The 16,182-nt window shown below is 44.4% G+C and carries 4 protein-coding genes, 5 tRNA genes and 6 rRNA genes; all 15 read right to left on the minus strand.

Features of this window, described 5'->3' with window-relative positions:
• A complete protein-coding gene (locus tag VSF34_RS09450; RefSeq protein ID WP_326717056.1) occupies positions 1 to 1,236 on the minus strand; it encodes a peptidase U32 family protein in 1,236 nt (411 codons plus the stop codon).
• Positions 1,237 to 1,247: 11 nt separating this feature from the next.
• Entirely contained in the window at positions 1,248 to 2,168 is a 921-nt protein-coding gene (locus VSF34_RS09455; protein WP_326717057.1) for a peptidase U32 family protein, read from the minus strand.
• Positions 2,169 to 2,280: 112 nt separating this feature from the next.
• Positions 2,281 to 4,740 (minus strand): ATP-dependent Clp protease ATP-binding subunit, encoded by a 2,460-nt coding sequence (locus tag VSF34_RS09460; protein WP_326717058.1) that lies wholly within the window; start codon positions 4,738 to 4,740, stop codon positions 2,281 to 2,283.
• Between the two features lie 13 nt (positions 4,741 to 4,753).
• Entirely contained in the window at positions 4,754 to 5,215 is a 462-nt protein-coding gene (locus VSF34_RS09465; protein WP_326717059.1) for a CtsR family transcriptional regulator, read from the minus strand.
• Positions 5,216 to 5,405: 190 nt separating this feature from the next.
• Positions 5,406 to 5,478, minus strand: a tRNA-Lys gene (locus VSF34_RS09470).
• 9 nt (positions 5,479 to 5,487) lie between these two features.
• A tRNA-Val gene (locus tag VSF34_RS09475) sits at positions 5,488 to 5,560 on the minus strand.
• A 12-nt stretch (positions 5,561 to 5,572) separates the two neighbouring features.
• Positions 5,573 to 5,688: ribosomal RNA gene (rrf, locus tag VSF34_RS09480) — 5S ribosomal RNA — on the minus strand.
• 77 nt (positions 5,689 to 5,765) lie between these two features.
• Positions 5,766 to 8,682 (minus strand): 23S ribosomal RNA (locus tag VSF34_RS09485).
• A 232-nt stretch (positions 8,683 to 8,914) separates the two neighbouring features.
• Positions 8,915 to 10,479: ribosomal RNA gene (locus tag VSF34_RS09490) — 16S ribosomal RNA — on the minus strand.
• A gap of 234 nt (positions 10,480 to 10,713) precedes the next feature.
• Positions 10,714 to 10,787 (minus strand) — tRNA-Pro (locus VSF34_RS09495).
• Positions 10,788 to 10,798: 11 nt separating this feature from the next.
• Positions 10,799 to 10,872: transfer RNA gene (locus VSF34_RS09500), tRNA-Arg, on the minus strand.
• Positions 10,873 to 10,880: 8 nt separating this feature from the next.
• A tRNA-Leu gene (locus VSF34_RS09505) sits at positions 10,881 to 10,966 on the minus strand.
• Positions 10,967 to 10,990: 24 nt separating this feature from the next.
• Positions 10,991 to 11,106, minus strand: a 5S ribosomal RNA gene (gene rrf, locus VSF34_RS09510).
• 87 nt (positions 11,107 to 11,193) lie between these two features.
• Positions 11,194 to 14,109, minus strand: a 23S ribosomal RNA gene (locus VSF34_RS09515).
• Between the two features lie 232 nt (positions 14,110 to 14,341).
• Positions 14,342 to 15,906 (minus strand): 16S ribosomal RNA (locus VSF34_RS09520).
• The 16S, 23S and 5S rRNA genes sit together here with 5 tRNA genes alongside, the layout of an rRNA operon.
• Positions 15,907 to 16,182: the final 276 nt, after the last annotated feature.

Genomic DNA, 16,182 nt, shown 5'->3' on the forward strand with positions numbered 1-16,182 from the left:
TTATTTTTTCTTACGAATCATATCTCCAGGTTTGACTGGGTGAACAACGGGCATTTTTACAATCATCATGGCATTTGGTGCCTTTTCTATCTCAATTCCGTCTTCATTCCACATTATAGCAATATTTTGCTCAAAATGGGTAAATCCTGGACCGTAAAATTCAATCTCATCACCTAACCTAAAATGATTACGTTGTCTAATCGTTGCAATACCTGTCTCTGTGTCATAAGACAAGACTTCACCAATAAACTTATAAACAGGGATTTTTCGACGCTCACCAAATAACTGTTCCTCATCTGTTGGTGTATGATAGTAAAAACCAGTTGCCAGCTCACGTTGTGCTACTTTCCATAACTCATCAATCCACTCTTGTTTACAGACATAGTTTTCAGGGTCTTCCATATAACTATCCACAGCTTTTTTATACACGTTTGATACCGTAGACACATAATGAATAGATTTCATCCGCCCTTCGATTTTAAAACTATCCACACCATTTTGAATCAAATCAGGAATATGTTCAATCATCGACATATCCACAGCACTCATTGAAAACGGCTCACTAACTTCACCAGTATTCGTTCTTGTTCTGCGTTCCTCACCAAACGGCATATCATATAAATCATACTTCCAGCGGCAAGACTGAGAACAGCCACCACGGTTGGCATCTCGCATAGACATGTGATTAGATAACGTACATCTACCTGAATAAGAAATACACATCGCTCCGTGAATAAAGGCTTCGATTTCAATATCTGTGTTTTCCCTAATAGCAGCTACCTCATCCATCGATACTTCTCGCCCCAACACCACACGCTCCAAACCTTCATCTTTCCAAAACTCTAAAGTCTCAAAATTTGTAGCTGAAGACTGGGTAGACAAGTGAACAGGTAATCCTGGTGCTTCTGTAATACAAATTTCAATGAGAGCTGGGTCTGAAACAATCACAGCACTAATTCCCACATCTCTGATTGCTCTAAAAAATTCACCAACTCCTTTGGCATCTCCCTCATGAGTTACCATATTAGCCGCGACATACACTTTAGCTCCGTGCTCTTTAGCAAAAGCTACACCTTCTGCCATCTCATCATAAGTAAAATTACCAGCACGACTTCTAAGACCATATGCGTTACCGCCAATATAAACTGCATCTGCTCCGTAATGAATCGCTGTTTTTAATTTTTCTAATGTTCCAGCTGGTGCTAATACTTCAGGACGTTTTAACTTTGTTGTCATATTTGTTCTCCTTACCTAATCTCATCTGGATTTAAATAATAAAATCCTGTATCTAACCCTCTACCAACTGGATGATGTGCTTCAATTACCTCTTGTAAACGACTCACCTCATCCGTACTCCACTTACCTGTCTCAATTAAATGCTTCGCTTCAATAAAACACTCTAAAATCTTCAAATAATCCTCACCTGGAGTATACATCCCGTTTAATTTCCAATGAGTCAACCCAGCACTTGTTAAATCACTTGTCTCAAGCATTAAATCAACATCATTTGTTGCAAAAATATGGGTACCATGTTGATCCTCATAAATTGAATAATGAGTGTCTTCTTCTTTTGGCTCTGAGATAAATAATCCTTTAGATTTTCCCACACCATCTTTTTGTTTTGTAAATGAATAATAATTAGAAACAAGTGGTCGCTTTGAGTGGTGGATACATGTTGCTCCGTACACTAACACTTCACAAAATACACTAGCTTCTTTAGCAATCTCCTCTAATTCTAAAAAAGGTATTTCACGAGCTAATACAGCCCCCCTAGCTCCTTTTTTTGCCCAAAAATTAATTTGGCGAGAACTTGTCACCATCGTTGCTGCATCATAAATAAAAGGTAAATTATACCCATCTCGTCTTAACACATAGATCACACCAGGGTCACCCACTACAATATCATCTACATTAATTGACTCTAAATAAGCCAAATACTCAGGAATTTTTTCCATTTTTTCAGGATGCATAATAGCATTCACTGCTACCCTAACTTTCTTATCATGCTTATGTGCCAATTTTACTACTTCTTTTAATTCAGACCTTGTGAAATTGTATGGCAACCTTAAACCAAACTCTTCTTCTCCTACATATAACACATCAATATCTAATGTTACTAATCTTTTGGCCTGCTCAAGTGACTCAACACTTGTACTTATCTCAATCATATCTATACTCCTCTACATTTTAACCACGTTTATCCTAACATAGAACAACCAACTTTTTCAATTCCATCACAAAAAAACAAGTGCTAGCCGTTATAGCTAACACCTGTTTATTTTAATTTAAAACTGTTTTTTTTACCTTTGTCGTTATGTTACCTTTTGTCGCACCAAGAGTCACTGTATCCCCTGTTTCAAGCTCACCAGATAGTAGTAACTCACTTAACCTATCTTCAATTTCTTTTTGCAAAGCACGGCGAATTGGCCTTGCTCCGTACTCAGGATCAAACCCTTCTTGACTAATCACATCAATTGCTGCAGGTGTTAATTTTAATGTAATCTCTTGTTCTTTTAATCTAGTGATAATATCTTTACTTAATATTTTTACAATTTGATGTAATTCTTCTTTATCCAATGAATGGAAAACAATCGTCTCATCCACACGATTTAAAAATTCAGGACGGAAAGCCTTTTTAAGCTCTTCTATAATACGAGATTTCATAGCTTTATGAGAAGTCGTTTTATCACCTATGCCAAAACCAACAGTTTTTTCATCACGCAGAGCAGTTGCTCCAATATTTGAAGTCATAATGATAATTGTATTCTTAAAATCAACTTTTCGACCCTTAGCATCGGTCAGATGGCCATCATCTAAGACTTGTAATAAAATATTAAACACATCTGGATGAGCCTTCTCTACCTCATCAAGTAAAATAACAGAATATGGTTTTTGACGAATTTTTTCAGTTAATTGGCCACCTTCATCATAACCAACATAACCAGGAGGTGAGCCGACTAAACGGCTAGTGCTATGTTTTTCCATAAATTCAGACATATCCACTCTAATAAGAGCATCCTCAGAACCAAATACTACATCCGCAATAGTCTTAGCTAACTCAGTTTTACCTACCCCAGTAGGCCCTAAGAACATAAATGAGCCAATTGGTCTATTAGGGTCTTTCAAGCCACTATGAGCACGTCTGATCGCCTTAGAAACAGTAGCAACTGCCTCATCTTGACCTATCACACGTTTATGTAAAGTATTTTCTAAGTCAAGTAACTTCTCACTATCTTTTTTATCAAGCTGATTCAAAGGAATACCAGTCGTTTGAGAAACAACTGAAATAATATTTTCCTCTGTTACTTTTGCATCATAAGAGTGACGATTCTCTTCTTGCTTTTTCACTAGTTTATCCAACTTATCTAGCTCTTTTTGTTCTTGCTCTCTAATACTGACAACCTTATCAAAATTTTGCTCAATAATCGCTTGTTCTTTTTCTTTATAAATAGTAGCTAATTTATCTTGTTGTACAACAATTGGAGATGGTTTTTGTGAATGCTCTAATCTAAGCTTAGCTGCTGCTTCATCCATTAAATCAATTGCTTTATCTGGCAATTGACGATCACTAATATATCGCACTGATAACCTAGCTGCTGCTTCAATAGCTTCGTCAGTTATGGCTACACCGTGATGTGTTTCATATTGTGATTTCAATCCCTCTAAAATCTGAATTGTTTCTTCTTCAGTAGGTTCATCTACTAAAATTTTAGCAAAGCGACGCTCTAGAGCAGAATCTTTTTCAATGTATTTTTGATACTCATCAAGTGTTGTCGCACCAATTGTTTGTAATTCACCACGAGCTAAGGCAGGTTTTAAAATATTCGAAGCATCAATGGCCCCTTCTGCCCCTCCAGCTCCAATTAAAGTATGTAATTCATCAATAAATAAAATTACTTCACCATCTTGATAAATTTCATCGATCAAGCGCTTCATACGGTCCTCAAATTCACCACGATATTTAGTCCCAGCGACTACTGAACCCATATCAAGCATCATTAAACGCTTGTTAATCATATCTTTAGGAACTTTACCATCAACTATACGTTGAGCTAATCCTTCAGCAATAGCTGTTTTACCAACACCAGGTTCCCCAACTAGAACAGGATTATTTTTTGTTCTACGACTTAGTATTTGAACAAGGCGTTGAACTTCTATATCACGACCAATTAAAGGATCTAATTTCTTCTCCCTAGCCCTCGCTGTCAAATCCCTAGCTAATGAGTCAAGAGTTGGCGTACTACCATTGGGCCCATGGGGTACTGATATACTCTTTTTCTTCCCATTCTTATTCTGATCAATAGCCCCTATTCGCTCATAAATAGTCTGTCTCACTTCTGTCAATTCCACACCAAAATTGGTTAAAATTCTAGCAGCTAAAATATCTTCTTCTTTAACAAGTCCTAAAAGAATATGCTCTGTACCAATACTTGGAGCTTTACTACGCATTGCCTCTTCCTTAGCAAAAGCTAACACATCTTTTGCACGAGGAGAGTATGGTAAAAGAACACCTTTTTTAACTTTATAATCACCATACTGAGAAGTTAACTCAATTTCGTCTCTAACATCTTCTATATCAATAGGAAGTTGTCTTAGAACTTTACCACCTATTCCTTTACTTTCCATCATTAAGCCAATAAGTAAATGCTCTGTACCAACTGATGCTTGTTTAAAAAACTTAGCACTTTCTTGAGCATAATCCAATACTTTCTCCGCTCTTTTTGTAAATAATTCAGCCATGTTTTCTCAACTCCTATTCTTCATAACCTAATCTTTCCAATAAATCAGACATTAAGCTAGCTCTTAATATCTGTTCTTCAACTGATCTACTTACACCATTTAATTTTAAAACAGTATTAAGTAAATCACGCTCACGTTTTGTTATAAATTCACTGTGGTATAAACCATCTAGAATAGCAATACCTTCACTCTCACTCAACTTAGTACCAATTACCTGAGACACATTCTGAAAACTATGATGGTGATTAAATAAATTGACTTTCACAATTCTAATATAACCACCACCACCACGCTTACTTTCAACTTTATATCCTTTAGGAACTGTAAAACGTGTGTTAATAACATAATTAATTTGAGATGGTACACAATTAAAATGTTCTGCTATTTCAGATCGTCGAATTTCAATAACATCTTCTTGTTCTAATAGCTCTTTTAAATACTGCTCGATAATATCAGACATGTTTTTATTACTCATTCAGGATATACACCACCTTTAGACCTGAACTTATTGACTAAGTCTGACCTTTATTATACAAAAAAGTCGACACAATGACAATTTTTTGACCTATCTTAACCAATAAATTAAAAAAATACCGTAACTAGTATCTAAATCTATAGAAAAATAAAAAAAGCCAAGGAATGAATAATCATCCTTGGCTAACAAGTGACCCGTACTGGGCTCGAACCAGTGACCCTCTGATTAAAAGTCAGATGCTCTACCAACTGAGCTAACGAGTCATAAAAAAATGGAGGTTAACGGGATCGAACCGCTGACCCCCTGCTTGTAAGGCAGGTGCTCTCCCAGCTGAGCTAAACCTCCGTGTGATACAAAGCGTAGCAGCGTCCTACCCTCACAAGGGGAAACCCCTCACTACTCTCGGCGCTAAAAAGCTTAACTTCTGTGTTCGGCATGGTTACAGGTGTATCCTTTTTGCCATCACCACTACACTTTTGTATCTATATGAGTGATTATTCACTCAAAACTGGATTTGAAATTAGACAACATATAATCGTCCACCGCTTATGTGGTTAAGTCCTCGACCGATTAGTACTAGTCCGCTCCATGCATCACTGCGCTTCCACTTCTAGCCTATCTACCTGATAATCTTTCAGGGGTCTTACTTCCTTAAAGGAATGGGAAATCTAATCTTGAGGGGGGCTTCACGCTTAGATGCTTTCAGCGTTTATCCCGTCCATACATAGCTACCCAGCAATGCCCTTGGCAGAACAACTGGTACACCAGAGGTATGTCCATCCCGGTCCTCTCGTACTAAGGACAGCTCCTCTCAAATTTCCAACGCCCGCGACGGATAGGGACCGAACTGTCTCACGACGTTCTGAACCCAGCTCGCGTGCCGCTTTAATGGGCGAACAGCCCAACCCTTGGGACCGACTACAGCCCCAGGATGCGACGAGCCGACATCGAGGTGCCAAACCTCCCCGTCGATGTGAACTCTTGGGGGAGATAAGCCTGTTATCCCCAGGGTAGCTTTTATCCGTTGAGCGATGGCCCTTCCATGCGGAACCACCGGATCACTAAGCCCGACTTTCGTCCCTGCTCGAGTTGTAACTCTCGCAGTCAAGCTCCCTTTTGCCTTTACACTCTACGAATGATTTCCAACCATTCTGAGGGAACCTTTGGGCGCCTCCGTTACTTTTTAGGAGGCGACCGCCCCAGTCAAACTGTCCATCTGACACTGTCTCCCATCACGATTAGTGATGCGGGTTAGAATGGTCATAACACAAGGGTAGTATCCCACCAGCGCCTCTCTCGAAACTAGCGTCCCGAGTTCTACGGCTCCTACCTATCCTGTACATGTGTCACAAACATTCAATATCAAACTACAGTAAAGCTCCATGGGGTCTTTCCGTCCTGTCGCGGGTAACCTGCATCTTCACAGGTACTAAAATTTCACCGAGTCTCTCGTTGAGACAGTGCCCAAATCGTTACGCCTTTCGTGCGGGTCGGAACTTACCCGACAAGGAATTTCGCTACCTTAGGACCGTTATAGTTACGGCCGCCGTTTACTGGGGCTTCAATTCTTAGCTTCGCAAATAAATGCTAACCAATCCTCTTAACCTTCCAGCACCGGGCAGGCGTCAGCCCCTATACGTCATCTTTCGATTTTGCAGAGACCTGTGTTTTTGATAAACAGTCGCTTGGGCCTATTCACTGCGGCTGAACTTGCGTTCAGCACCCCTTCTCCCGAAGTTACGGGGTCATTTTGCCGAGTTCCTTAACGAGAGTTCTCTCGCTCACCTTAGGATTCTCTCCTCGACTACCTGTGTCGGTTTGCGGTACGGGTCGTTTGCTTCTAACTAGAAGATTTTCTTGGCAGTGTGATATTAGAACTTCGGTACTTTATTTCCCTACACATCACAACTCATCCTTAAAGGAGTAAGCATTTGACTCACTCCAAGACTTGTTGCTTGTACGCACATATCCAACAGTGCGCTTCTGTAACCTCCTGCGTCCCTCCATTGTTCAAACAAAACAAACGAGTACAGGAATCTCAACCTGTTGTCCATCGCCTACGCCTTTCGGCCTCGGCTTAGGTCCCGACTAACCCTGGGAGGACGAGCCTTCCCCAGGAAACCTTAGTCATTCGGTGGACAGGATTCTCACCTGTCTTTCGCTACTCATACCGGCATTCTCACTTCTAAGCGCTCCACCAGTCCTCACGATCTGACTTCTGCGCGCTTAGAACGCTCTCCTACCATAGAACCAAAAGGTTCTATCCACAGCTTCGGTAATATGTTTAGCCCCGGTACATTTTCGGCGCAAGGGCACTCGACTAGTGAGCTATTACGCACTCTTTAAATGGTGGCTGCTTCTAAGCCAACATCCTAGTTGTTTGTGCACCCTCACATCCTTTTCCACTTAACATATATTTGGGGACCTTAGCTGGTGGTCTGGGCTGTTTCCCTTTCGACAATGGATCTTATCACTCACTGTCTGACTCCCGGACATAAATGAATGGCATTCGGAGTTTATCTGAATTCGGTAACCCAAGACGGGCCCCTAGTCCAAACAGTGCTCTACCTCCATCATTCTTAATTCCGAGGCTAGCCCTAAAGCTATTTCGGAGAGAACCAGCTATCTCCAAGTTCGATTGGAATTTCTCCGCTACCCACACCTCATCCCCGCACTTTTCAACGTACGTGGGTTCGGTCCTCCAGTGCGTTTTACCACACCTTCAACCTGGACATGGGTAGGTCACATGGTTTCGGGTCTACGACAACATACTCATTCGCCCTATTCAGACTCGCTTTCGCTACGGCTCCACTTCTTCAGTTTAACCTCGCATGCTATCGTAACTCGCCGGTTCATTCTGCAAAAGGCACGCCATCACCCATTAACGGGCTTTGACTTCTTGTAGGCACACGGTTTCAGGTTCTATTTCACTCCCCTTCCGGGGTGCTTTTCACCTTTCCCTCACGGTACTGGTTCACTATCGGTCACTAGAGAGTATTTAGCCTTGGGAGATGGTCCTCCCGGATTCCGACGGAATTTCTCGTGTTCCGCCGTACTCAGGATACTCATAGGTGCATTGAAAGTTTCGCCTACGGGGCTTTTACCCTCTTCGGCTGACCTTTCCAGGTCACTTCGACTACTTTCAACAACTACCATGTTTGAGTCCTACAACCCCAACAAGCAAGCTTGTTGGTTTGGGCTTCTTCCGTTTCGCTCGCCGCTACTAAGGAAATCGATTTTTCTTTCTCTTCCTGCAGGTACTTAGATGTTTCAGTTCTCTGCGTCTACCTTCCAGTGGCTATGTATTCACCACTGGATAACATCCTACAAAAGATGCTGGGTTCCCCCATTCGGAAATCTCCGGATCATAGCTTACTTACAGCTCTCCGAAGCGTATCGGCGTTAGTCCCGTCCTTCATCGGCTTCTAGTGCCAAGGCATCCACCGTGCGCCCTTATTCACTTAACCTTTTCTAACCTTACGGTTAGCTACTAATTTTTCGTTAACCAATAATTAGCGATAATTATTGACTAACACATTTCACAGTTCTTTATTAAGAAACTGATCAACGCGGTGTTCTCGGTTTATATTGATATCTAACTTCAATTATCCAGTTTTCAATGAACAAATACTTTTGAGAGTAAATCTCTCAAAACTGAACAAAGATAAGACGTAATGTGTTTTCCGTAATATTCCTTAGAAAGGAGGTGATCCAGCCGCACCTTCCGATACGGCTACCTTGTTACGACTTCACCCCAATCATCTGTCCCACCTTAGGCGGCTGGCTCCATAAAGGTTACCTCACCGACTTTGGGTGTTACAAACTCTCGTGGTGTGACGGGCGGTGTGTACAAGGCCCGGGAACGTATTCACCGTGGCATGCTGATCCACGATTACTAGCGATTCCGGCTTCATGTAGGCGAGTTGCAGCCTACAATCCGAACTGAGAACAGCTTTAAGAGATTAGCTAAACCTCGCGGTCTTGCGACTCATTGTACTGTCCATTGTAGCACGTGTGTAGCCCAGGTCATAAGGGGCATGATGATTTGACGTCATCCCCACCTTCCTCCGGTTTGTCACCGGCAGTCTTACTAGAGTGCCCAACTTAATGATGGCAACTAACAATAAGGGTTGCGCTCGTTGCGGGACTTAACCCAACATCTCACGACACGAGCTGACGACAACCATGCACCACCTGTCACTTTGTCCCCGAAGGGAAAGCTCTATCTCTAGAGTGGTCAAAGGATGTCAAGACCTGGTAAGGTTCTTCGCGTTGCTTCGAATTAAACCACATGCTCCACCGCTTGTGCGGGCCCCCGTCAATTCCTTTGAGTTTCAGCCTTGCGGCCGTACTCCCCAGGCGGAGTGCTTAATGCGTTAACTACAGCACTGAAGGGCGGAAACCCTCCAACACTTAGCACTCATCGTTTACGGCGTGGACTACCAGGGTATCTAATCCTGTTTGCTCCCCACGCTTTCGAGCCTCAGCGTCAGTTACAGACCAGAGAGTCGCCTTCGCCACTGGTGTTCCTCCATATATCTACGCATTTCACCGCTACACATGGAATTCCACTCTCCTCTTCTGCACTCAAGTCTTCCAGTTTCCAATGACCTTCCTCGGTTGAGCCGAGGGCTTTCACATCAGACTTAAAAGACCGCCTGCGCTCGCTTTACGCCCAATAAATCCGGACAACGCTTGCCACCTACGTATTACCGCGGCTGCTGGCACGTAGTTAGCCGTGGCTTTCTGGTTAGATACCGTCAAGGTGATAGCAGTTACTCTATCACTTGTTCTTCTCTAACAACAGAGTTTTACGATCCGAAAACCTTCTTCACTCACGCGGCGTTGCTCGGTCAGACTTTCGTCCATTGCCGAAGATTCCCTACTGCTGCCTCCCGTAGGAGTCTGGGCCGTGTCTCAGTCCCAGTGTGGCCGATCACCCTCTCAGGTCGGCTATGCATCATGGTCTTGGTGGGCCATTACCCCACCAACTAACTAATGCACCGCGGGCCCATCCATCAGTGACACTTAAAAGCGTCTTTCATCTTCTCTCCATGTGAAGAAAAGAATTATGCGGTATTAGCACCTGTTTCCAAGTGTTATCCCCCTCTGATGGGCAGGTTGCCCACGTGTTACTCACCCGTCCGCCACTCACTTCTCTTCCCGGTGGAGCAAGCTCCGGTGGGAAGATAAGTTCGTTCGACTTGCATGTATTAGGCACGCCGCCAGCGTTCGTCCTGAGCCAGGATCAAACTCTCAATAAAAGTTGATTAACATCCTAAGATGTTTAGCTCATTTGTTTTAAAAATTGCTAGCGAATTTATTCACTAAATATGGTTTGTTTTTACTAATAAAAACACCCTACACATTTGGTTCGTCTTACTTTGTTCAGTTTTCAAAGATCTAATCTTGTTGCATCAGCAACTTTTATATAATACCAAGTTTCTGATGTTTTGTCAACGGTTTTAAAAAATAATATCGAAAAATTTTTTTCGAAATCGGGAAGACAGGATTCGAACCTGCGACCCCTTGGTCCCAAACCAAGTGCTCTACCAAGCTGAGCTACTTCCCGTATGTTTCTAACGCGCCCAAGAGGAGTCGAACCCCTAACCTTCTGATCCGTAGTCAGACACTCTATCCAATTGAGCTATGGGCGCTAAAATAATGCCGAGGACCGGAATCGAACCGATACGGAGATCACTCTCCGCAGGATTTTAAGTCCTGTGCGTCTGCCAGTTCCACCACCCCGGCTAGAAACTTTTTTAAACGCAAATAGCGCGGCGACGTCCTACCCTCACAAGGGGAAACCCCTCACTACTCTCGGCGCTAAGAAGCTTAACTTCTGTGTTCGGCATGGTTACAGGTGTATCCTTCTTGCCTTCGTCACCACACTTACGTGCGTTTTATTTAATTTTTGAGTGATTATTCACTCAAAACTGGATTTGAAATTAGACAACATATAATCGTCCACCGCTTATGTGGTTAAGTCCTCGACCGATTAGTACTAGTCCGCTCCATGCATCACTGCGCTTCCACTTCTAGCCTATCTACCTGATAATCTTTCAGGGGTCTTACTTCCTTAAAGGAATGGGAAATCTAATCTTGAGGGGGGCTTCACGCTTAGATGCTTTCAGCGTTTATCCCGTCCATACATAGCTACCCAGCAATGCCCTTGGCAGAACAACTGGTACACCAGAGGTATGTCCATCCCGGTCCTCTCGTACTAAGGACAGCTCCTCTCAAATTTCCAACGCCCGCGACGGATAGGGACCGAACTGTCTCACGACGTTCTGAACCCAGCTCGCGTGCCGCTTTAATGGGCGAACAGCCCAACCCTTGGGACCGACTACAGCCCCAGGATGCGACGAGCCGACATCGAGGTGCCAAACCTCCCCGTCGATGTGAACTCTTGGGGGAGATAAGCCTGTTATCCCCAGGGTAGCTTTTATCCGTTGAGCGATGGCCCTTCCATGCGGAACCACCGGATCACTAAGCCCGACTTTCGTCCCTGCTCGAGTTGTAACTCTCGCAGTCAAGCTCCCTTTTGCCTTTACACTCTACGAATGATTTCCAACCATTCTGAGGGAACCTTTGGGCGCCTCCGTTACTTTTTAGGAGGCGACCGCCCCAGTCAAACTGTCCATCTGACACTGTCTCCCATCACGATTAGTGATGCGGGTTAGAATGGTCATAACACAAGGGTAGTATCCCACCAGCGCCTCTCTCGAAACTAGCGTCCCGAGTTCTACGGCTCCTACCTATCCTGTACATGTGTCACAAACATTCAATATCAAACTACAGTAAAGCTCCATGGGGTCTTTCCGTCCTGTCGCGGGTAACCTGCATCTTCACAGGTACTAAAATTTCACCGAGTCTCTCGTTGAGACAGTGCCCAAATCGTTACGCCTTTCGTGCGGGTCGGAACTTACCCGACAAGGAATTTCGCTACCTTAGGACCGTTATAGTTACGGCCGCCGTTTACTGGGGCTTCAATTCTTAGCTTCGCAAATAAATGCTAACCAATCCTCTTAACCTTCCAGCACCGGGCAGGCGTCAGCCCCTATACGTCATCTTTCGATTTTGCAGAGACCTGTGTTTTTGATAAACAGTCGCTTGGGCCTATTCACTGCGGCTGAACTTGCGTTCAGCACCCCTTCTCCGAAGTTACGGGGTCATTTTGCCGAGTTCCTTAACGAGAGTTCTCTCGCTCACCTTAGGATTCTCTCCTCGACTACCTGTGTCGGTTTGCGGTACGGGTCGTTTGCTTCTAACTAGAAGATTTTCTTGGCAGTGTGATATTAGAACTTCGGTACTTTATTTCCCTACACATCACAACTCATCCTTAAAGGAGTAAGCATTTGACTCACTCCAAGACTTGTTGCTTGTACGCACATATCCAACAGTGCGCTTCTGTAACCTCCTGCGTCCCTCCATTGTTCAAACAAAACAAACGAGTACAGGAATCTCAACCTGTTGTCCATCGCCTACGCCTTTCGGCCTCGGCTTAGGTCCCGACTAACCCTGGGAGGACGAGCCTTCCCCAGGAAACCTTAGTCATTCGGTGGACAGGATTCTCACCTGTCTTTCGCTACTCATACCGGCATTCTCACTTCTAAGCGCTCCACCAGTCCTCACGATCTGACTTCTGCGCGCTTAGAACGCTCTCCTACCATAGAACCAAAAGGTTCTATCCACAGCTTCGGTAATATGTTTAGCCCCGGTACATTTTCGGCGCAAGGGCACTCGACTAGTGAGCTATTACGCACTCTTTAAATGGTGGCTGCTTCTAAGCCAACATCCTAGTTGTTTGTGCACCCTCACATCCTTTTCCACTTAACATATATTTGGGGACCTTAGCTGGTGGTCTGGGCTGTTTCCCTTTCGACAATGGATCTTATCACTCACTGTCTGACTCCCGGACATAAATGAATGGCATTCGGAGTTTATCTGAATTCGGTAACCCAAGACGGGCCCCTAGTCCAAACAGTGCTCTACCTCCATCATTCTTAATTCCGAGGCTAGCCCTAAAGCTATTTCGGAGAGAACCAGCTATCTCCAAGTTCGATTGGAATTTCTCCGCTACCCACACCTCATCCCCGCACTTTTCAACGTACGTGGGTTCGGTCCTCCAGTGCGTTTTACCACACCTTCAACCTGGACATGGGTAGGTCACATGGTTTCGGGTCTACGACAACATACTCATTCGCCCTATTCAGACTCGCTTTCGCTACGGCTCCACTTCTTCAGTTTAACCTCGCATGCTATCGTAACTCGCCGGTTCATTCTGCAAAAGGCACGCCATCACCCATTAACGGGCTTTGACTTCTTGTAGGCACACGGTTTCAGGTTCTATTTCACTCCCCTTCCGGGGTGCTTTTCACCTTTCCCTCACGGTACTGGTTCACTATCGGTCACTAGAGAGTATTTAGCCTTGGGAGATGGTCCTCCCGGATTCCGACGGAATCTCTCGTGTTCCGCCGTACTCAGGATACTCATAGGTGCATTGAAAGTTTCGCCTACGGGGCTTTTACCCTCTTCGGCTGACCTTTCCAGGTCACTTCGACTACTTTCAACAACTACCATGTTTGAGTCCTACAACCCCAACAAGCAAGCTTGTTGGTTTGGGCTTCTTCCGTTTCGCTCGCCGCTACTAAGGAAATCGATTTTTCTTTCTCTTCCTGCAGGTACTTAGATGTTTCAGTTCTCTGCGTCTACCTTCCAGTGGCTATGTATTCACCACTGGATAACATCCTACAAAAGATGCTGGGTTCCCCCATTCGGAAATCTCCGGATCATAGCTTACTTACAGCTCTCCGAAGCGTATCGGCGTTAGTCCCGTCCTTCATCGGCTTCTAGTGCCAAGGCATCCACCGTGCGCCCTTATTCACTTAACCTTTTCTAACCTTACGGTTAGCTACTAATTTTTCGTTAACCAATAATTAGCGATAATTATTGACTAACACATTTCACAGTTCTTTATTAAGAAACTGATCAACGCGGTGTTCTCGGTTTATATTGATATCTAACTTCAATTATCCAGTTTTCAATGAACAAATACTTTTGAGAGTAAATCTCTCAAAACTGAACAAAGATAAGACGTAATGTGTTTTCCGTAATATTCCTTAGAAAGGAGGTGATCCAGCCGCACCTTCCGATACGGCTACCTTGTTACGACTTCACCCCAATCATCTGTCCCACCTTAGGCGGCTGGCTCCATAAAGGTTACCTCACCGACTTTGGGTGTTACAAACTCTCGTGGTGTGACGGGCGGTGTGTACAAGGCCCGGGAACGTATTCACCGTGGCATGCTGATCCACGATTACTAGCGATTCCGGCTTCATGTAGGCGAGTTGCAGCCTACAATCCGAACTGAGAACAGCTTTAAGAGATTAGCTAAACCTCGCGGTCTTGCGACTCATTGTACTGTCCATTGTAGCACGTGTGTAGCCCAGGTCATAAGGGGCATGATGATTTGACGTCATCCCCACCTTCCTCCGGTTTGTCACCGGCAGTCTTACTAGAGTGCCCAACTTAATGATGGCAACTAACAATAAGGGTTGCGCTCGTTGCGGGACTTAACCCAACATCTCACGACACGAGCTGACGACAACCATGCACCACCTGTCACTTTGTCCCCGAAGGGAAAGCTCTATCTCTAGAGTGGTCAAAGGATGTCAAGACCTGGTAAGGTTCTTCGCGTTGCTTCGAATTAAACCACATGCTCCACCGCTTGTGCGGGCCCCCGTCAATTCCTTTGAGTTTCAGCCTTGCGGCCGTACTCCCCAGGCGGAGTGCTTAATGCGTTAACTACAGCACTGAAGGGCGGAAACCCTCCAACACTTAGCACTCATCGTTTACGGCGTGGACTACCAGGGTATCTAATCCTGTTTGCTCCCCACGCTTTCGAGCCTCAGCGTCAGTTACAGACCAGAGAGTCGCCTTCGCCACTGGTGTTCCTCCATATATCTACGCATTTCACCGCTACACATGGAATTCCACTCTCCTCTTCTGCACTCAAGTCTTCCAGTTTCCAATGACCTTCCTCGGTTGAGCCGAGGGCTTTCACATCAGACTTAAAAGACCGCCTGCGCTCGCTTTACGCCCAATAAATCCGGACAACGCTTGCCACCTACGTATTACCGCGGCTGCTGGCACGTAGTTAGCCGTGGCTTTCTGGTTAGATACCGTCAAGGTGATAGCAGTTACTCTATCACTTGTTCTTCTCTAACAACAGAGTTTTACGATCCGAAAACCTTCTTCACTCACGCGGCGTTGCTCGGTCAGACTTTCGTCCATTGCCGAAGATTCCCTACTGCTGCCTCCCGTAGGAGTCTGGGCCGTGTCTCAGTCCCAGTGTGGCCGATCACCCTCTCAGGTCGGCTATGCATCATGGTCTTGGTGGGCCATTACCCCACCAACTAACTAATGCACCGCGGGCCCATCCATCAGTGACACTTAAAAGCGTCTTTCATCTTCTCTCCATGTGAAGAAAAGAATTATGCGGTATTAGCACCTGTTTCCAAGTGTTATCCCCCTCTGATGGGCAGGTTGCCCACGTGTTACTCACCCGTCCGCCACTCACTTCTCTTCCCGGTGGAGCAAGCTCCGGTGGGCAGATAAGTTCGTTCGACTTGCATGTATTAGGCACGCCGCCAGCGTTCGTCCTGAGCCAGGATCAAACTCTCAATAAAAGTTGATTAACATCCTAAGATGTTTAGCTCATTTGTTTTAAAAATTGCTAGCGAATTTATTCACTAAATATGGTTTGTTTTTACTAATAAAAACACCCTACACATTTGGTTCATCTTACTTTGTTCAGTTTTCAAAGATCTAATCTTGTTGCATCAGCAACTTTTATATAATACCAAGTTTCTGACGTTTTGTCAACAGTTATTTGAAAGTTTTTTTCATAGTATACTAAGTCTATGTAAAAAGTTTTTTCAAAATCACCTATTTCAAACAGCTAT

The sequence above is a fragment of the Vagococcus jeotgali genome (assembly GCF_035918315.1).
In the GTDB taxonomy this organism is placed as follows: domain Bacteria; phylum Bacillota; class Bacilli; order Lactobacillales; family Vagococcaceae; genus Vagococcus; species Vagococcus jeotgali.